This window comes from Modestobacter sp. Leaf380 (assembly GCF_001424485.1).
Classification (GTDB): domain Bacteria; phylum Actinomycetota; class Actinomycetes; order Mycobacteriales; family Geodermatophilaceae; genus Klenkia.
The window spans coordinates 95,928-112,418 of the sequence record NZ_LMQC01000012.1; the positions used below are offsets into that span (position 1 = coordinate 95,928).

The 16,491-nt window shown below is 76.1% G+C and carries 19 protein-coding genes; 5 read left to right on the plus strand and 14 right to left on the minus strand.

Annotated features, from left to right (window positions below; translation table 11 throughout):
- Window positions 1-56 precede the first annotated feature (56 nt).
- The 4 genes from ASG41_RS08415 to sigE form a co-directional block, all read right to left on the minus strand.
- The gene (locus tag ASG41_RS08415; protein WP_056294625.1) at window positions 57-455 is read right to left on the minus strand and encodes a twin-arginine translocase TatA/TatE family subunit; all 399 of its coding nucleotides are present in this window, start codon (window positions 453-455) and stop codon (window positions 57-59) included.
- Between the two features lie 69 nt (window positions 456-524).
- Window positions 525-1,925, minus strand: a complete 1,401-nt coding sequence (locus ASG41_RS08420; protein ID WP_235564651.1) for a S1C family serine protease — start codon at window positions 1,923-1,925, stop codon at window positions 525-527.
- A 155-nt stretch (window positions 1,926-2,080) separates the two neighbouring features.
- On the minus strand, window positions 2,081-2,632 hold the full coding sequence (locus ASG41_RS25230; RefSeq protein ID WP_056292629.1) for a zf-HC2 domain-containing protein: 552 nt from the start codon (window positions 2,630-2,632) through the stop codon (window positions 2,081-2,083).
- Window positions 2,629-3,192, minus strand: a complete 564-nt coding sequence (gene sigE / locus ASG41_RS08430; protein ID WP_056292632.1) for an RNA polymerase sigma factor SigE — start codon at window positions 3,190-3,192, stop codon at window positions 2,629-2,631. The genes ASG41_RS25230 and sigE overlap by 4 nt, the downstream gene beginning before the upstream one ends.
- Window positions 3,193-3,421: 229 nt before the next feature.
- Between sigE and ASG41_RS08435 the strand changes: the two genes are divergently transcribed.
- On the plus strand, window positions 3,422-4,096 hold the full coding sequence (locus tag ASG41_RS08435) for an O-methyltransferase (RefSeq protein ID WP_082556720.1): 675 nt from the start codon (window positions 3,422-3,424) through the stop codon (window positions 4,094-4,096).
- Here ASG41_RS08435 and ASG41_RS08440 read toward each other — a convergent pair.
- From ASG41_RS08440 to ASG41_RS08450, 3 genes are read right to left on the minus strand one after another with little or no spacing between them, the layout of a single operon-like run.
- Window positions 4,093-4,596: a 2'-5' RNA ligase family protein gene (locus ASG41_RS08440; protein WP_056292637.1), complete on the minus strand. Its 504-nt coding sequence runs from the start codon at window positions 4,594-4,596 to the stop codon at window positions 4,093-4,095. The two genes, ASG41_RS08435 and ASG41_RS08440, sit on opposite strands and share 4 nt — an antisense overlap.
- Window positions 4,593-5,816: a glucose-1-phosphate adenylyltransferase gene (gene glgC / locus ASG41_RS08445; RefSeq protein WP_056292639.1), complete on the minus strand. Its 1,224-nt coding sequence runs from the start codon at window positions 5,814-5,816 to the stop codon at window positions 4,593-4,595. The genes ASG41_RS08440 and glgC overlap by 4 nt, the downstream gene beginning before the upstream one ends.
- A gap of 4 nt (window positions 5,817-5,820) precedes the next feature.
- Window positions 5,821-6,642: a creatininase family protein gene (locus ASG41_RS08450; protein WP_056292642.1), complete on the minus strand. Its 822-nt coding sequence runs from the start codon at window positions 6,640-6,642 to the stop codon at window positions 5,821-5,823.
- A gap of 104 nt (window positions 6,643-6,746) precedes the next feature.
- On the opposite strand from ASG41_RS08450, the gene ASG41_RS08455 reads away from it, so the two are divergent.
- Together ASG41_RS08455 and glgA are read left to right on the plus strand one after the other, a co-directional pair.
- Window positions 6,747-8,189 (plus strand): amidase family protein, encoded by a 1,443-nt coding sequence (locus ASG41_RS08455; protein WP_056292644.1) that lies wholly within the window; start codon window positions 6,747-6,749, stop codon window positions 8,187-8,189.
- A gap of 10 nt (window positions 8,190-8,199) precedes the next feature.
- A complete protein-coding gene (glgA, locus tag ASG41_RS08460; RefSeq protein WP_056292648.1) occupies window positions 8,200-9,372 on the plus strand; it encodes a glycogen synthase in 1,173 nt (390 codons plus the stop codon).
- 1 nt (window position 9,373) lies between these two features.
- Here the strand turns inward: glgA and ASG41_RS08465 are convergent, their stop codons facing one another.
- From ASG41_RS08465 to ASG41_RS25445, 3 genes are read right to left on the minus strand one after another with little or no spacing between them, the layout of a single operon-like run.
- On the minus strand, window positions 9,374-9,964 hold the full coding sequence (locus tag ASG41_RS08465; RefSeq protein WP_056292650.1) for a nitrile hydratase subunit alpha: 591 nt from the start codon (window positions 9,962-9,964) through the stop codon (window positions 9,374-9,376).
- Window positions 9,961-10,230 carry an SH3-like domain-containing protein gene (locus tag ASG41_RS25440; protein WP_056292652.1) on the minus strand — a complete coding sequence of 90 codons (270 nt, stop codon included), beginning with the start codon at window positions 10,228-10,230 and terminating at the stop codon, window positions 9,961-9,963. Before ASG41_RS25440 ends, ASG41_RS08465 begins: the two co-directional genes overlap by 4 nt.
- Complete coding sequence (locus ASG41_RS25445) at window positions 10,227-10,508, minus strand: SH3-like domain-containing protein (RefSeq protein WP_056292653.1); 282 nt, start codon at window positions 10,506-10,508, stop codon at window positions 10,227-10,229. The genes ASG41_RS25440 and ASG41_RS25445 overlap by 4 nt, the downstream gene beginning before the upstream one ends.
- A gap of 52 nt (window positions 10,509-10,560) precedes the next feature.
- Here ASG41_RS25445 and ASG41_RS08480 point away from each other — a divergent pair, with 52 nt between their 5' ends.
- Window positions 10,561-11,532, plus strand: a complete 972-nt coding sequence (locus ASG41_RS08480; RefSeq protein WP_056292656.1) for an MsnO8 family LLM class oxidoreductase — start codon at window positions 10,561-10,563, stop codon at window positions 11,530-11,532.
- On the opposite strand, the gene ASG41_RS08485 is transcribed toward ASG41_RS08480, so the two are convergent.
- Window positions 11,501-12,478: an App1 family protein gene (locus ASG41_RS08485; RefSeq protein ID WP_056292660.1), complete on the minus strand. Its 978-nt coding sequence runs from the start codon at window positions 12,476-12,478 to the stop codon at window positions 11,501-11,503. The genes ASG41_RS08480 and ASG41_RS08485 overlap by 32 nt on opposite strands.
- Complete coding sequence (locus ASG41_RS08490) at window positions 12,475-13,221, minus strand: alpha/beta fold hydrolase (protein WP_157519207.1); 747 nt, start codon at window positions 13,219-13,221, stop codon at window positions 12,475-12,477. Before ASG41_RS08490 ends, ASG41_RS08485 begins: the two co-directional genes overlap by 4 nt.
- Window positions 13,222-13,279: 58 nt before the next feature.
- Between ASG41_RS08490 and ASG41_RS08495 the strand changes: the two genes are divergently transcribed.
- Entirely contained in the window at window positions 13,280-14,740 is a 1,461-nt protein-coding gene (locus tag ASG41_RS08495) for an NAD(P)/FAD-dependent oxidoreductase (protein WP_056292666.1), read from the plus strand.
- Here ASG41_RS08495 and ASG41_RS08500 read toward each other — a convergent pair.
- Window positions 14,737-16,185, minus strand: a complete 1,449-nt coding sequence (locus ASG41_RS08500; RefSeq protein WP_235564652.1) for a hypothetical protein — start codon at window positions 16,183-16,185, stop codon at window positions 14,737-14,739. The genes ASG41_RS08495 and ASG41_RS08500 overlap by 4 nt on opposite strands.
- 65 nt (window positions 16,186-16,250) lie before the next feature.
- Window positions 16,251-16,430, minus strand: a complete 180-nt coding sequence (locus ASG41_RS08505; RefSeq protein WP_056292677.1) for an Rv0909 family putative TA system antitoxin — start codon at window positions 16,428-16,430, stop codon at window positions 16,251-16,253.
- Window positions 16,431-16,491: the final 61 nt, after the last annotated feature.

Sequence of the window (16,491 nt, forward strand, 5' to 3'; positions counted from 1 at the left end):
CGACCGAGGCCCGGCCCCCACTGGGGGCCGGGCCTCGGTCGTGTCTGCGGTCGGGGTCAGGTGGCGTCGGTGTCGTAGGGCGCGGGCTGCGTCCGGTCCCGCGGACCGGTGGGCCGAGCGGCAGCGGCACCGGCCACGGCGGCCGAGCCGGCCACCGCAGCCGTCGCCGACCCGGTGCCCGAGGCCCGCTTCACCGGGCTCTCGTCCTCACCCATCAGCTGCTGGCGGAGGAACGTCTTGGGGTTGTACTGCCGCAGGTCCAGGTCGCGGAGCTGGTCGAAGTCCTCGCCCAGGCTGTCGTGCAGCTGACCCCGGACCCCGGTGACCGCCTCGCGCACCCGCTTGAGCCCGTTGGCGGCGTCCTTGGCCAACGAGGGCAACCGCTCCGGGCCGAAGATGAACAGGGCCGCGAGCCCGAGGACGATGATCTCGCCCCAGCCGATCGAGTCGAACACCTGCCCCACCCTCCGTCGAGTTCCCCGGCCACCCTAGGCAGCCGTCCTGGGTCGGCGCCCAGCGCCCGGTCAGGCCGTGGTGAGCGTCGCCTGCACCGTGGTCGAGGAACCGGCGCCGGCGCGGACGAGCTCGACGGTCACCGTGTCGCCCGGGGCCCGGCGGTCGATGGCGACCACCAGCTCCTCCGAGCTGCCCACCGGCTCGCCGTCCACGGCGATGAGGACGTCCTGCTCGGCGATGCCGGCCTCCGCCGCCGGGCTGCCGGGCTCGACGTTGACCACCAGCGCGCCGTCCCGGGTGCCGTCGGACACCGAGCGGGCCTGCACGCCCAGCGAGGCGTGCACGGCCGAGCCGGTGGCGATCAGCTGCTCGGCGATGCCCCGCACGGTGTCGATGGGGATGGCGAAGCCCAGCCCGATGGAGCCCCCGGTGGTGCCGTTGCCACCGAGGGAGGCGATGGCGGTGTTGATGCCGATCACCGCCCCGGTGCCGTCGACGAGCGCACCGCCGGAGTTGCCCGGGTTGATGGGGGCGTCGGTCTGCACCGCGCTGATGACGGCGTTGGTGTCGGTGCCCTCCCCGGACAGCCGCACGGGCCGGTCCAGGGCGCTGACGATGCCGGTGGTGACCGTGCCGGACAGACCCAGCGGGGAGCCGATGGCCACCACCGGGTCGCCGACGACGACCTCCCCCGCCGAGCCCAGCGAGGCCGCGACCAGGCCCGGCTTCTCCACCTTGATGACGGCGATGTCGCTGGCCGGGTCCCGGCCGACGATCTCGGCGGCCGAGCCGCTGCCGTCGCTGAAGACCGCGCGGATCTCGGCGCCGTCCACCCCGTCGGCACCGGACACGACGTGGTTGTTGGTGACGATGTAGCCCTGCTCGGCGTCGACGACGACGCCGGAACCGGTGGCCCCCGACTCGCCCACCCGGACCTCGATCGACACCACCGCGGGGGTCACCGCGGCGGCGATCTCGGCGACCGAGCCAGGCTCCCGGCTGATCCCCGGGGAGACCTCGGACAGCTGCGTGCCCGGGGCCAGCAGCGGCTCCTCGTCGGCGGTGCGGCCCAGGAACCAGCCCAGCGTGCCGCCGAGGGCGGCGACGAAGACCAGCGCCATCAGGGCCAGGGCACCCAGGCGGGCCGGGACGTCGCCCAGCCGCAGCCGTCGGCGGCCGCGCGCGTCGCGGAGGACCGGGCCCTCCTGCTCGTCGTCGGCCGCGTACTGCGCCGGGGGGCCCAGGTGGGTGGCCGAGCGGGGGTCGCGCCACGGGTCGGCGGCGGCGTCGGACTTCCACCACGGTCCGGAGGCGGTGCGGCGCGCACCGGGCCGCCCGGACGGGGGCTCCCCCAGCCCGCTCTGCCCGTCCCGGGGGGCGAAGGCGCGCAGCACGGCCTCGGGAGGCAGGGGCGGCGGGGGGGCCGGGCGCGGACCCGCGGGCCGGTCGGCGGCGAAGGAGCCGCTCACGGTCGGGGGGCGGCCGAAGGCGGCCTGCTGGTCCGACGAGGCGGGCGGTGCCGGCGGGGCCGGGGCCGGGGCCGCGGCAGGACGGTCGAAGGAGCCGTCGGCTCCCGCGGGACGGCCGAAGCCGCCGTCGTCGCCGGGCCGGTCGGGGGTGTCGGTCAGGGGGTCCCGCCGGTGAGCTCGGTGGTGGTGCCCACGGTGACCGTCCGGACGACGGGCGGCACCAGCTCGGTGCGGTCACCGGTGGTGCTGGTGACCGAGCCGCTGTCCGGGCCGGTGCGGGCGACGGGGGTGCTGTCCGGGGCGGGCAGGCTGACGGCCAGGGCGACGACGCCCAGGCCCAGCCCAGTGAGGCCGGCGGCCACCCCGCGACGCAGCCAGCGGGCCTGGCCGGGGCGCTCGGGCGTCTCCGGCGCGGTCAGCGCCGAGGCGAGCAGCGTGCCCCCGCCGAAGGGACCGGTGGCGGACACGTCGGCGGTGAACGGGATCGCGCGCAGCCGGGAGAGCAGGTCGCCGGGCACGGCGACGTCCTGGCTGTCGTGGCTGCCGTGCAGGGCGTCCTTGGCCTCCCGCTGGGCCTGGACGGCCAGCCGGCACTGCAGACAGCCGGTCAGGTGACGGGCGGCGCGGCCGGCGGCACCACCGGAGAGCTCACCGTCGACCAGTGCGGCGATGGCCTCCTGCGCGAGGTGGGTCTCCGGGACGTTCACGCCACGCCCTCCGCGACCGGCCGGCGCTGCGGCGCGAGGTGGGCCAGCGCCTCGCGCAGCTGCACCCGGCCGCGGTGGATCCGGCTGCGCACGGTGCCCAGCTTGATGCCCAGCGTGGCCGAGATCTCCTCGTAGGTGAGGCCCTCGATGTCGCACAGCACGACCGCGACCCGGAACTCCGGGGACAGCGCGTCCAGGGCGGCCTGCACCTGCGGGTCCAGGTGGGTGTCGGCGTAGACCTGCTCGGGCGAGGGCGCGGTGCCGGGCAGCCGCTCGGTGTCCTCGGGCAGCGCGTCGAAGCGGATGCGCTGGCGGCGGCGGACCATGTCCAGGAAGAGGTTCGTGGTGATCCGGTGCAGCCAGCCCTCGAAGGTGCCCGGGGAGAAGTCCGCCAGCGAGCGGAACACCCGGACGAAGGTCTCCTGGGTGAGGTCCTCGGCGTCCTGCGGGTTGCCCGAGAGGCGGTAGGCCAGCCGGTACACCCGCGCGGAGTGGTCGCGGACGACCTGCTCCCAGGTGGGGGCCACCCAGACGTCGGTGGCGGTGGCGGGCTCGGTCACGGCTCCAGGATCGCAGACAGCACCCGAGCCGACCTCCCCGACGCTGGACGCAGGGGTGGGACCCGACCCGGAGGAGGCACGCTTCAACCGCACACCCGTCACAACGGTCGGGGTGCGCCCCCGTGTTCCCCCGTCACGGCTGGTCACAGGCACCCCACAGGGAGGCCCCGCGACACGTCCCGGACCCACCGTGGGGCGCGGGCCCCGCCCGGGCCACTACCCTCGCCGGGTGACCAGCGCCGCCGGACCGCCACCCGTGGGGGGCTCACCGACCGACGCCGCGGCCTACGCGGCCACCTTCGCCGCGGAGTCCCCGGCGTTGGCCGCCGCCCGGCACCGGGCCGCCGCGGCCGTCGGTGCACTGGGCACCGTGGCCCCCGTCGAGCCGGCCGTGGGCGCCACCCTGGCCGTGCTCGCCGCCGGGGTGGGCGCCCGGTCGGTGGTGACCATCGGCGGCGGTGGCGGTGTCGCCGGGCTGTGGCTGCTGCAGGGCATGAAGGCCGACGGCGTGCTGACGGCACTGGACGCCGACCCCACCGAGCTGCGCGCCGCCCGGCGCACGTTCGCCGACGCCGGGGTGCCCAGCGGCCGCACCCGGCTCATCTTCGGCACGGTGGGCGAGGTGCTCCCCCGGCTCTCCACGGAGGCCTACGACCTGGTCACCTGCGCCGGCCCGCCGGCGGAGTACTCCGCCCAGCTGGCCGCCCTCCTGGGTCTGGTCCGACCGGGTGGCTCGCTGGTGCTGCACGGCATCACCGACTCCGGTGTCGCCGACCGCAAGCAGCGCGACCCGCAGACGGTGGCCTGGCGGGAGATGGTGCGGGCGGTCAAGGACGACGAGGCCCTGGTCTGCGCGGTCGTCCCGGTCGGGGCCGGCCTGCTCGTGGCGACCAAGCGCAGCTAGTCCCCGTAGGGGAACTCCGCCACCGGCTCCCACGGCCCGCCGAGGTAGCGCCAGAGGCCGAGCCCTGTCGCCGGCACCCGCTCGGGTGCGAACCCGGCGGCCAGGTCCTCGTGCAGCGCCCGCGCCACCGCGGGCTCGACCTTGTTCTGCACCGTGACGTGCGCGTGTCTCCACGACGAGTCCTGCCGGGTCAGCCACGGCGCCCACGAGGCGGCGAGGTCGGCCCGCAGCGCACTCAGCTCGGGCGCCCGCAGGTCGTAGGCGACCCCCCGGCCCAGCAGCCGCAGTCCGGTGACCTCGACGTCGAAGGCCGGTCGGTCGGCCGCCGTCCGCAGGTCGTCCCGGACCCGGCCCACGTGCTCCCCGGGCACGGCGTGGAACAGCGTGACGTGCGCGGCGAGGTGGTTCCGGTCGGCCGGGAAGTGCCGCGCCCGCAGGTCGTCGAAGCGCTGCTGGGCCTCGTCGGCCAGCAGCAGCGTGACGACCAGCGGGGCGGTCACTCCAGGATGGCGCGGGCGCCCTTGCCCAGGACGGTGACCCCGCCGGCGCTGACGTGGTAACGCTCGCGGTCGGCGTCCAGGTCCACGCCGATCCGGGCGAACGGGGGCACGACGACGTTCTTGTCCAGGATCGCCCGCCGCACGACGGCGCCCTCGCCGATGTGCACGCCGTCCATCAGCACGCTGTCCTCGACGCTGCTGGCCCGGTCCACGCGCACGCCGGGGCTGAGCACCGACCCGCGCACCGAGCCACCGCCGACGATGACCCCGGCGCTGACCATGGAGTCCTCGGCGCGCCCACCCAGCACGAACTTGGCCGGCGGGAGCTGCGGGGGCAGCGTGTAGATCGGCCAGCGGTCGTTGTAGAGGTTGAAGACCGGGGTGACCGAGCGCAGGTCCATGTGCGCGTCGTAGTAGCTGTCCATCGTCCCCACGTCACGCCAGTAGCCGTGGTCGCGCTCGGTGGCGCCGGGGACGACGTTGGTGGAGAAGTCGTAGACCCAGGCCTCGCCCTTGTCGGCGAGCATCGGCATGATCGAGCCGCCCATGTCGTGGACGGAGGACTCGTCCTCGGCGTCGGCGCGCAGGGCCTCGAGCAGGGCGTCGGTGGTGAAGACGTAGTTGCCCATGGAGGCGAAGCTCTCCTCCGGCGAGTCCGGCAGGCCGGGCGGGTCGGCCGGCTTCTCCAGGAAGCTCTTGACCTTGCCCTCGGCCGTGGCGTCGATGACGCCGAACTCGGTGGCCTCGTGCCGGGGCACGCGCAGACCCGCGACGGTGACGCCGGCCCCGGTCTGCAGGTGCTGGGCGATCATCTGCGCCGGGTCCATCCGGTACACGTGGTCGGCGCCGAAGACGACGACGATCTCGGGCCGGGCGTCGTAGATCAGGTTCAGCGACTGGAAGATCGCGTCGGCGCTGCCGGTGAACCAGCGCGGCCCCAGGCGCTGCTGCGCGGGCACCGGGGTCACGTAGTTGCCCAGCAGGCTGCTCATCCGCCACGTGGTGGTGATGTGCCGGTCCAGCGAGTGGCTCTTGTACTGGGTGAGGACGGCGATCTGCCGGATCTCGGCGTTGACGAGGTTGGACAGCACGAAGTCGACGAGCCGGTAGTTGCCCCCGAAGGGGACGGCCGGTTTCGCCCGGTCCTGGGTCAGCGGGGAGAGTCGTTTGCCCTCTCCACCGGCGAGGACGATGCCGAGGACCCGCGGGCTGCCACGCATGTGATCAACCTAATGCCCGGACACGCCCGGCGCGCACCCGGCCTGGGAACTCGAACGCGGCGACCTCCACGAGGGCCTCGGTCAGCCGCGTGCTCCAGCAGTCCACGATGGCCGCGCCGGCCTCCGCCGTCGCCCCGGCCGGGTCGCCCACGACCCCGTTGTCGGTGACGTCGGCGGACACCCACGCGGTCGGGACGGCGCCCTCCAGCGAGAGGTGCACCGTGTCGGCGTAGAGGTCGAGCACCGCGTGACCGCCGGCCTCGGCGCGGTCCAGGTGCACGTCGTCGGGGGCCAGCGCCAGCATCGCCGACGTCTCCACGTACCCGCCGTGGATGCTGAACGCCTCGTCGGGCACGGGGAGGCCCTCGGGCAGCCCGAGCCGGAAGACCGAGACCGGGAAGACCATCAGCCCGGTCTCGACCCGGATGTCGCGGGAGACGGTGTCCAGCAGCGAGGGGTTGCCGCCGTGGCCGTTGACGAAGACGAGCCGGCGGAACCCGCTGGCCGCCACCGACCGGCCGACGTCCCGGCAGACCGCGAGCAGGGTCTCGGTGCTGAAGGACAGCGTGCCCGGCCAGCCCAGGTGCTCGGTGGACTTGCCGATGGTCAGGGTGGGCAGGACGTAGGCCTCGACGTCGTCGGGCAGCGCTGCCACCGCACGGGTGGCGACGGCCTCGGCGACCAGCGAGTCGGTGACCAGCGGCAGGTGCGGGCCGTGCTGCTCCACCGCCCCGATCGGGACGACGGCCAGGGCGCCGGCGGTGTCGACGGCGCCGATCTCGGGTCCGGTCATCCGGTCCCAGCGGCGGGTGCGGGGTCGCGTCATGGCCGCAGGTGTACCGACCGGAGGTGACGGCGACGTTGCCTCCGTCCACAGCGCGTTCACCTGCCCGAACCACACCGGTGACGTGCCCCCCGCACGATGCCGCCATGGACACGACCGCCACCGGCACGGCGATGCTGGCCGCGATGGCCACCGGCGAGGTGTCCGCGGTCGAGCTGACCCGGGCGCACCTGGACGCGATCGCGGGACCCGGCGCGGCGCTGAACGCGGTCGTGGTGGTCGACCCCGAGGGCGCGCTGGCCGCCGCCGCCCGGGTCGACGCCGACCGCGCCGCGGGCCGCCCGCTGGGCCGACTGGCCGGGCTGCCGGTCACCGTCAAGGACTCCGTCGACGCCGCCGGGCTGCCCAGCTCGCACGGCCGTGCGGTGGACCGCCGGGTGGCAGACGTCGACGCCCCCACCGTGCGCCGGCTGCGCGCCGAGGGCTGCGTGGTGCTGGGCAAGACCAACGTGCCCGAGTGGCTGGCCAGCATGCACAGCGCCAACGGGCTCTTCGGCGCGACGGTGAACCCGTGGGACCCGACCCGCTCCAGCGGTGGGTCCAGCGGGGGCGCGAGTGCCGCGGTCGCCGCCGGGCTGGCCGTCACCGACCTGGGCAGCGACCTGGCCGGGTCGCTGCGGGTGCCGGCCTCCTGGTGCGGGCTCTTCGGCCACCGCCCCAGCAACGGCGCCGTGTCCAAGCTGGGCAACATGCCCTGGCCCACCGGCGGCCTGCTGGAGCCGCTGGTGTCGGCCATCGGCCCGTTCGCCCGGTCCGCGGCGGACACCGCGCTGGTCAGCGAGGTGCTCTTCGGTGCCGACGGGCTGGACGCGGCGGGCTGGCAGCTGCACCTGCCGCCGGCCCGGGTCACCCGGCTGGCCGACGCCCGGGTGGCGGTCTGGACCGACGACCCGGACTGCCCGGTGGACGCCGAGACCCGGGCCGCGGTGCGCGGGTTCGCCGACCGGCTCGCGGACGCCGGCGCGGTGGTCACCGAGCTGACCGCTCCGCCGGTCGGCGGCGCTGTGGACCTGGAGCTCTTCCAGCGCCTGCAGGCCGCCGAGGTGGTGCACGGGTTCAGCGCCGACGACCTCGCCGCGATGGCCGTCCGGGCCGAGGCCGGGGACGCCGTCGCCGCCCGGTACGGGCAGTCGGTGTGGTCCGCGCTGCGCGACCTGGAGGCCCAGCGCGCCGCGACGGCCCGCTGGGCCGCGGTCTTCGCCGACGTCGACGTGGTGCTGTGCCCGGCGACCTCGCGGGTGGCGACGTCGTACACCCCCGAGCTCACCGCGCCCGAGCACGTCGCCGTGGACGGGCGGCGACTGCCCATCGACACGGTCTCGGACTGGTCCCGGCTGTCCAGCCTGGGCCGGCTGCCCGCGACCGTCGTCCCGCTCGGGCCCGGGATGCGCAGCGGGCTGCCGGTCGGCGGGCAGCTGCTGGGCGCCTACCTCGACGACCGCACCCCGCTGGCCGTGGCCCGCCTGGCCGAGGAGGCCGGCCTGCTGCGCTTCGTGGCGCCCCCCGCCCGGAGCCGGGCGGCCCTCTAGGGTCTGGCCCATGCGCGTGGGAGTCGTCACCCGAGAGTGGCCGCCGGACGTCTACGGGGGTGCCGGCGTCCACGTCGAGCACCTGGTCGCCGCGATGCGGGGGCTGGAGGCGGGACCCGAGATCGAGGTGCACTGCTTCGGCGGGCCGCGCACCGACGCCACCGGGTACGCCGTCCCCGCGGGGCTGGCCTCGGCCAACGGCGCACTGCAGGCGGTCGGCGTCGACGTCGAGATCGCCGCGGCGCTGGGCGGGGTGGACCTGGTGCACTCGCACACCTGGTACGCCAACCACGCCGGCCAGCTGGCCTCCCTCGTGCACGGCATCCCGCACGTGGTGACCGCGCACTCGCTGGAGCCGCGCCGGCCGTGGAAGGCCGAGCAGCTGGGCGGGGGCTACCGGCTCTCCAGCTGGGTCGAGCGCACCGCCTACCTGGCCGCCGACGCCGTCGTGGCGGTCAGCAACGGCATGCGCACCGACGTGCTGGACGCCTACCCCGAGCTGGACCCCGGCACGGTGCTCGTCGTCGGCAACGGCGTGGACGCGCATGCCTACCGGCCGATCGAGGACCCCGACGTCGTCCGGGCGCAGGGCGTGGACCCCGACCGGCCCTACGCGCTGTTCGTCGGGCGGATCACCCGGCAGAAGGGCCTGGTGCACCTGCTGGCCGCCGCCGAGCAGCTGCCGCCCGAGGCCGGCCTGGTGCTGTGCGCCGGCGCCGCGGACACCCCGGCCGAGCGCCAGCAGGTCGCCGACGCCGTCGCCGAGCTGCAGGCCCGCCGCAGCGGCGTCGTCTGGATCGAGGAGATGCTGCCCAAGGAGAAGCTGGTCCCGCTGATCACCGGCGCGACCGTCTTCGTGGTGCCCTCGGTCTACGAGCCGCTGGGCATCGTGAACCTGGAGGCCGCCGCGTGCGGCACCGCCGTCGTCGCCTCGGCCGTGGGCGGCATCCCCGAGGTCGTCGACGACGGCCGCACCGGGCTGCTGGTGCCCTACGACGAGGCCGACCCGGCCGCGTTCGCCGCAGGCCTGGCCGCCCGGATGGCCGAGCTGCTCGCCGACCCCGACCGCGCAGCGGCCATGGGCCGGGCCGGGCGCGAGCGGGTGCTGGCCGAGTTCGGCTGGCCGGCCATCGCCCGGCAGACCGTGGAGGTCTACGAGCGGGTGCTGGCCTCCCGGGCCTGAGTCAGAGCAGCGCCGTCCCGATGAGGCCCTTGCGCGTGACGAGTGCGGCCAGTGCGGCCTCCTCCAGCGCAGCGGTGCCCTCGGGACGGCGCGGCAGCACCATGTACCGGGACTCCGCCGAGGCGTCCCAGACCGAGATGCGGGTGTCCGCGGGCAGCGTGACCCCGAACTCGGCGAGCACCGACCGGGGGTCCCGGACGACGCGTGATCGGTAGGCCTCGGACTTGTACCAGCTCGGCGAGGGCCCCAGGAGCGCGATCGGGTAGCAGCTGCACAGCGTGCAGACCAGCACGTGGTGCTCGTCCACGTCGTTCGCGACGACCTTGAGCCGCTGCTCCTGCAGGCCACCGGCCATCGACAGCCCGACCTCGGGCAGGGCGGCGTTGGCGTCGGCGAGCAGCCGCTCCCGGAAGCCGGCGTCGACCCAGGCCCGGGCGACGACGCGGGCGCCGTTGGCCGGGGTGCCGCCGGCGGCGAACTCGTCGATGCGGGTGTCGATCTCGCCGTCGGCGAGCAGGCCGCGGGCCTCCAGCAGCGCCTCGACGTGCCGGACCCGCGCCGAGATCAGCGAACTGCCGTGGTCCTCGCTCATGCCGGTCCCTCCAGGTGGTCGTGCCACAACTCGACGGTGACCGTGTGGTCGCCCGCCCCGAACAGGTCCCGGGCCGCGAAGCGCACGTGGTAGACCGGCTGCGGGTCGACCACCAGGCCCCGTGCCCGGTCGTCGGCCAGCGGGTGGGACCCCGCGACCTGGACGACGGTGCCGGTGGCGCCGCGGGCGTACCGCGGCAGCCGGGTGTGCCCGGCCGGGTCGGCGCTGCGGGTACGGACCCGGTCGCCGGTGGCGAACGGGGTCACGGCTCCAGCTCCGCGGGCGTGGCGATGCCCTTCTCCGCCAGCAGCGTGGTGATCGCGGCGAACCAGCGCTCGTAGTAGGAGGACCCGAGGTACTCCGCGACCGGCAGCCGCTCCTGGGCGTCGCGGAACTCGTCGAGGTCGTACACCCCTCGCTTGATCAGCGCGCCGTTGAGCGCGAAGACGTGGGCCTCCCAGTCGGCGTGGAAGCGCGGCTCGTCGGGCTCCTCCACGATCGGCGGGAACCCGGCCATGCCACCGACGTCGTTGATGCGGCTCACCGGTCCGTCCTACCACGGGACGCCCGCGGCGCCGGGCGTTGTTGCACCGGGCATGGACGTCGGACTCTCCCTGCTGGACCGCACCCGCACCCGGGTGGGGCACACCGACGCGGACGCCATCGGGCACACCGTGCAGCGGGCCCAGCGCGCCGAGGCGCTGGGCTACGACCGGTTCTGGGTCGCCGAGCACCACGGCGTCCCCGGGGTGGCCGGGTCGGCGCCGGCGGTGCTGCTCGCCGTCCTCGCCGGGGTGACGTCGCGCATCCGGCTGGGGTCGGCCGGGGTGATGCTGCCGCACCACCAGCCTCTCGTCGTCGCCGAGCAGTTCGCCACCCTCGCCGCCGTCGCACCCGGCCGGGTGGACCTGGGGGTGGGCCGCTCCCCCGGGTTCACCGCGCCGGTCCGCCGGGCGTTGCGCCAGCACGAGACCGACTTCGCCGCCGACGTCGCCGAGCTGCGGGACCACCTGGAGGGCACCGCGGAGATCACCGCGCACCCGCGGCCGGCGTCCCCGGTGCCGCTGTTCGTGCTGGCCACCGGGCAGGGTCTGGACGTCGCAGCGGCACTCGGGCTGCCGGTCGTCGTCGGGGGGCCGGTGCTGCGCGACCCGGACGCCCTGGACCGCTACCGGCAGGCGTTCGTGCCCTCCGCCGCACAGCCCGAGCCGTGGGTCGGCGTCTCCCTCGACGTGCTGGTCGCCGACACCGCCGCGGCCGCCGCGGAGCTGGCCCTGCCCGAGGCCTGGGCGATGGCCCGGGCCCGGACGACGGGGGTGTTCCCGGCGCTGCAGCCGGTGGACTCCATCGGGGAGATGACGGCGACCCAGCGGCGCTACGTCGAGCAGTCCCGTGCGGTCACCGGTACGCCCTCCCAGGTGGCGGAGGAGCTGGCGCAGCTGCTGGAGCGGACCGGCGCGGCCGAGCTGGTGGCCTCCTCCAGCACCCACGACCGGGGCGCCCTCGCCGAGTCCGACGCGGCGCTGGCCGAGGTCCTCAGCCGTGCAGGGTCGCCCGTGCGCGGCTGAGCCCGGCCCCGTCGGGGGCCCGCAGCACCGGGATGTCCCCCAGCCGGTCGACCACCGGACCGCCGACCGTGACGTCGCGCAGCAGGATCTCGGCGACCCGGTCGGGGTGGGCGGTGGCGAACTCCTCGTAGAGGGCGGGGTCGTGCTCGCCGGTGTCACCGACCAGCGTCCAGTCCACGCCGGGCATGTCCTCGGCCAGCCGCAGCAGCGACCCGCGCTTGTGCGCCTGCCCGTCGCGGAACCACCGGTCGGGCTGCAGGCCCCAGTCGGTGAGCAGCAGCGGGCCCGGCGGGAAGCCGTTGCGCTCCAGGAAGCGGGCCAGCGGTCCGATCAGGTTCCACGGCCCGTTGGACAGGTAGAGCACCGGCACCGGCTCCGGTCCCGCGGTCAGCTCACGCAGCAGGTCGGCCATCCCGGGCACCGCCCGCCGGTTGACCGAGCGCTGCAGGAAGGTCCGGTAGAAGGCCCGCAGCGGGTGCGCGATCTCGGTGACCAGCACGGTGTCGTCGATGTCGCAGACCACGCCGCGGTGGGCGTCCAGCGAGGCCAGGTAGGCCGGCGCGGACGCCGAGCGGTGCCCCGACCGCAGCCGGACGTCGACCTCGGGCCGGCCGGCGAGGGGGCGGTCCACCTCCAGGACGGTGTCCACGATGCCGTCGTCGTCGCTGACGACCGTCACGGTCGTGCCGGCGACGCTGACCTCGACCTCGGTGCGCGGCGCCTCCAGGGTCAGGAAGCGCTGCCAGCCGGGGATCCGCAGCCGGGACTCGGGGTGCGTGCCGGCCGGGGCCAGCACCACCCGGCCCAGGGCGCGCACCCGACCACCGCTGCCGTAGCCGGGGAACGGCAGGGCCGCCGGGGACCAGCCACGACGTCGGGCGATCCCGGAGGCGACGTCGCGCAGACCGGTCTCGAAGCGGTAGGCCAGGCCCAGCAGCGAGCTCACCGGCAGAACCCTGCCACGGCGTCGGCGAACTCGTCGGGGCTGGAGAAGTTCAGCCCGTGCGCACCGCCCGGCACGACCTGCAGACGACCCTGCGGCAGGACCGCCGCCAGGTCCTCGCACCACTGCTGACCGGCGACCGGGTCGCGGCTCCCGCGCAGCACCAGCGTGGGGACGTCGACCTCGCCCATCGCCTGCTCCTCGGGCCGGCGGATCGCGTGCCGCAGCACCGACACCATGGCGAGGGGCCCGGCGCGCAAGTAGTCGGTGACCGCCACCAGCAGCAGGCCCGGCCGCTCCCGGGGAGCGTCCAGCAGCAACCGCCACGCCTGGCCCACCCAGGTCGGGGCGCTGGGGTCCCGGGTGGGGCCGCACAGGACCAGGCGCGCGACGCGCTCGGGACGGCGACGCGCCAGGTCGGCGACCACCTGGGCGCCCAGGGAGTGCCCGACCAGGTCGACCTCGGGGAGGCCGACGGCGTCCAGCCAGCGCTCCAGGGCGTCGGACAGGCCGGGGACGCCCAGCGTGCGGGAGGCGCCGCGGGTGCGGCCGTAGCCGGGCAGGTCCGGTGCCAGCACCCGCCGGCTGCGCGCGAGCAGTGCCATCGCCGGGCGCATGGAGCGCCCGGACATGCCCAGCCCGTGCACGAGCACCAGCGGCCGGCCGCCCCGGCCGGCCTCCCGGTGGTGCACCCGCACCGTCGTCCCGGAGCCGAGCTCGACGGGCGTCCACAGGTCCTCGGGCACCGGCGGAGCGTAGGCGACCCCGCCGTGCCCACCCACCGCACCCACCTACCGTGGGCGCGTGGCAACGGTGGTGGTCGTCGGTGCGGGACTGGGCGGTCTGGCGGCCGCCGCGCGGCTGGCCGCGGGCGGGCACCGGGTGACCGTGCTGGAGCAGGGTCCCGAGGTGGGCGGCAAGCTCGGCTGGTTCGCCCGCGACGGGCACGGCTTCGACACCGGGCCGAGCCTGGTCACCCTGCCTCAGGTCTTCCGCGACCTCTTCGCCGCCACCGGCGACCCGCTGGAGGACGTGCTGGACCTGGTCCGGCTGGACCCCGCGGTGGCCTACCGCTTCGCCGACGGCACCCGGCTCGCCGTCCCCGGGGACCTGGAGGGCGTGCGCGCCGAGCTCGGGCCCGAGTGGTCGGCGTTCCTGGACCGGGCGGCCGAGCTGTGGCGGGTCACCGAGCAGCCGTTCCTGCGCTCCCCGCTGGACGGCGCGCGCACCCTGGCCCGGCTGGCCCGCTCGACCGCCGACGTCCGCACCGTCGCCCCGTGGTCCTCGCTGCGCACCCTGGGGGCGCAGTACCTCACGGACCCGCGGCTGCGGGTGCTGCTGGACCGCTACGCCACCTACTCCGGCTCGGACCCGCGCCGGGCCCCGGCGGCACTGGCGACCGTGCCCTGGGTCGAGCAGGCGTTCGGCTCCTGGTACGTCCGCGGTGGACTGCGGCGGCTGGCCCTCGCCGTCGCCGACCGGGCGCTCGAGCGGGGCGCGGAGATCCGCACCTCGACGCCGGTGCGCCGGGTGCTGGTCGAGGGCGGCCGCGCGAGCGGTGTCGAGCTGGCCGACGGCACGCGGGTGGCCGCCGACGTGGTGGTCAGCAACGCCGACGCGACGGCGCTCTACGACCGGCTGCTCCCCGCGCACGCCCCGGTCCGCCAGGCGCGGGCGACGCTGGCCCGGGCGACGCCGTCCTCGTCGGGGTTCGTGCTGCTGCTGGCGTTGCGCGGCCGGACGCCGGACCTGGGACACCACACGGTGCTGTTCCCCGCCGTTTACGACGCCGAGTTCGACGGCCTGTTCACCCGGCCGCGACCGCTGGCCGACCCGGCCGTCTACGTCAGCGCCCCCGACGACCCGGCCACCCGCCCCGACGCCGACAGCGAGTCCTGGTTCGTGCTGGTCAACGCCCCCCGGCACGAGCCCGGCCGCGGCGTCGACTGGGACGCCCCGGGGCTGGCCGACTCCTACGCCGACCACGTGCTGGGTGTGCTGGCCGACCGGGGCCTGGACGTCTGGGACCGGGTGCGCTGGCGCGAGGTGCGCACCCCGGCCGACCTGTCCCGGGCCACCGGCAGCGTCGGCGGCTCGATCTACGGGACGTCGTCCAACGGCGCGCGGGCGGCGTTCCTGCGTCCGGCGAACGTCTCCCCGCTGCCCGGGCTGTTCCTGGTCGGCGGGTCCGCCCACCCCGGCGGCGGGCTGCCGCTGGTGACGCTGTCCGCCGAGATCGTCGCCGGGCTGGTGGGTCCGGCCTAGCCGCGGGCCGCGCCCAGGCCGATCACCGCCGCCAGGCCCAGCGCGCTGCGCGGCGCGTACGGCGTCCGCCACAGCCCGCCGTGCGCGGCCGCGTACGCCTCGTCCTGCCAGGGCTGCTCGTGCCGCGGGCCACCGTCGGTGTGCAGGTCGTGCACGAGCAGCGCGGCCATCAGCACGTTGGAGGTCGCCGGCTCGAAGACCTCGACGCCGAACCGGTGCGCACCGGCGTAGGCCGCGGCCAGTGCCCGGTTCTTCAGCACCGACCGGGTCCGGGTAGGCGGTGCGACGTTCATCGACACCGTGGCACCGGCGGCCCGGGCCACGGTGGCCCGCCAGCGCTGCAGGCGCTTGGCCAGCGCGTAGTTCGGGCCCTGCTGCGGCACCAGAATGTCCGCGATCCCCGGGTCGGTGCCGGGCACGTGGGCCCGCTGCAGCAGCCGGCCCGCCGACAGGGTGCGCAGCGGCCGGCCCACCAGCTTGGCCGACCGCGACCGGCCCGCGTAGGCCTGTACCGACGCCGCCACCGCCTCCCCCGGGACGACGAACACGTCGGTCGGGGTGGCCAGGAAGCTCAGCGCCAGGTCGGGGCGCAGGGCCTGCAGGCGCAGGGTGAGCACGTCGACCGCGGTGGACACCCGGACGTTGGTGGCACCGTCGGCGTAGACGTAGTCGCCCAGCACCGGGACGCCGTCCAGACCGCCCAGCCAGTCCGCGACGGCGGGCACCTCACCGATCAGGTCCGCGCCCCGGCCGCCGTCCCCGGTGGGGACGAGCAGGGTGCCGGCGCCGCGGTGCGCGGTCTCCAGCACCCGGTCCCACAGCTGCGGGCGGGGCAGGTCGACCGCGGCGACGGTGGCGCCCCAGCGCAGCAGCGCGGTGAGCGGGCCCATCTCGGCACCGGCGCCCAGCACGGCGACGGTCCGGCCGGGCAGGGCCAGCCACTCCGGGTGCGCGGCGACGGCGCGGACGGCGTCGGCGCAGCTGGGCTCGACCACCCCGCCGGCGACCCAGGCGTCCAGCCGGTCGGACAGCTCGACTCCGGCCAGTCGACGACCCCGCCACGGCAGGGTCAGCTCGCGCTCGGGCTCGGCACCGCCACGGACGGTCTCGGTGGACAGCGCGCGGGCGGCCGGCGCCGACGCCAGGGTCGAGAGCGGCTCCTCCGACCCGTCCACGACCACCCGCATGCGCTGGTGCAGCGAGTCCAGGCCCGACGTCGCGATCGCCACCGCCGCCTCGCGGGAAGCGAGCCCTGCCTCCGTCGTCCGTCGGACGTGCGGCAGGTAGCCCCCGCGCCAGTTCGTCTCGGCCTCCGCGGCCCGCGCGCCGGTCGGGTCCACCGGCCGCAGCGCGTCGGCGACGACGGCCCGGCCGAGGGACGCGGTGCTCCGGCGTCCGTCCGTGCCGGTGGGGAAGACGACTCCGTGCTGCTGGGGCTCGCTCACCCCGCGCATCCTGCCCGACGGCGGGGCCCCGTGGCCCGGTCTCGACGACCGGGCCACGGAGGGGGTCAGCGGCCCTCGTCGCCGATCTTGCCGTCGGCGAGGTCGCGGCCCTTGGCGACCTGGTCGGCGTGCCCGCCGGCCTTGCCCTCGGCCATGTCGGACCCCTTGTCCAGCGCGCTGTCGCTGGCCTTCTCGCCCTTGTCGCTGTCCAGGAAGTCCTTGGCCTCGTCTCCGATGCCAGCCACGGGTCTCTCCTCCCTCACGGTCGCGTCCGGCGGCGCGGCTCTGCCGGGGTCGTGCCCGCTG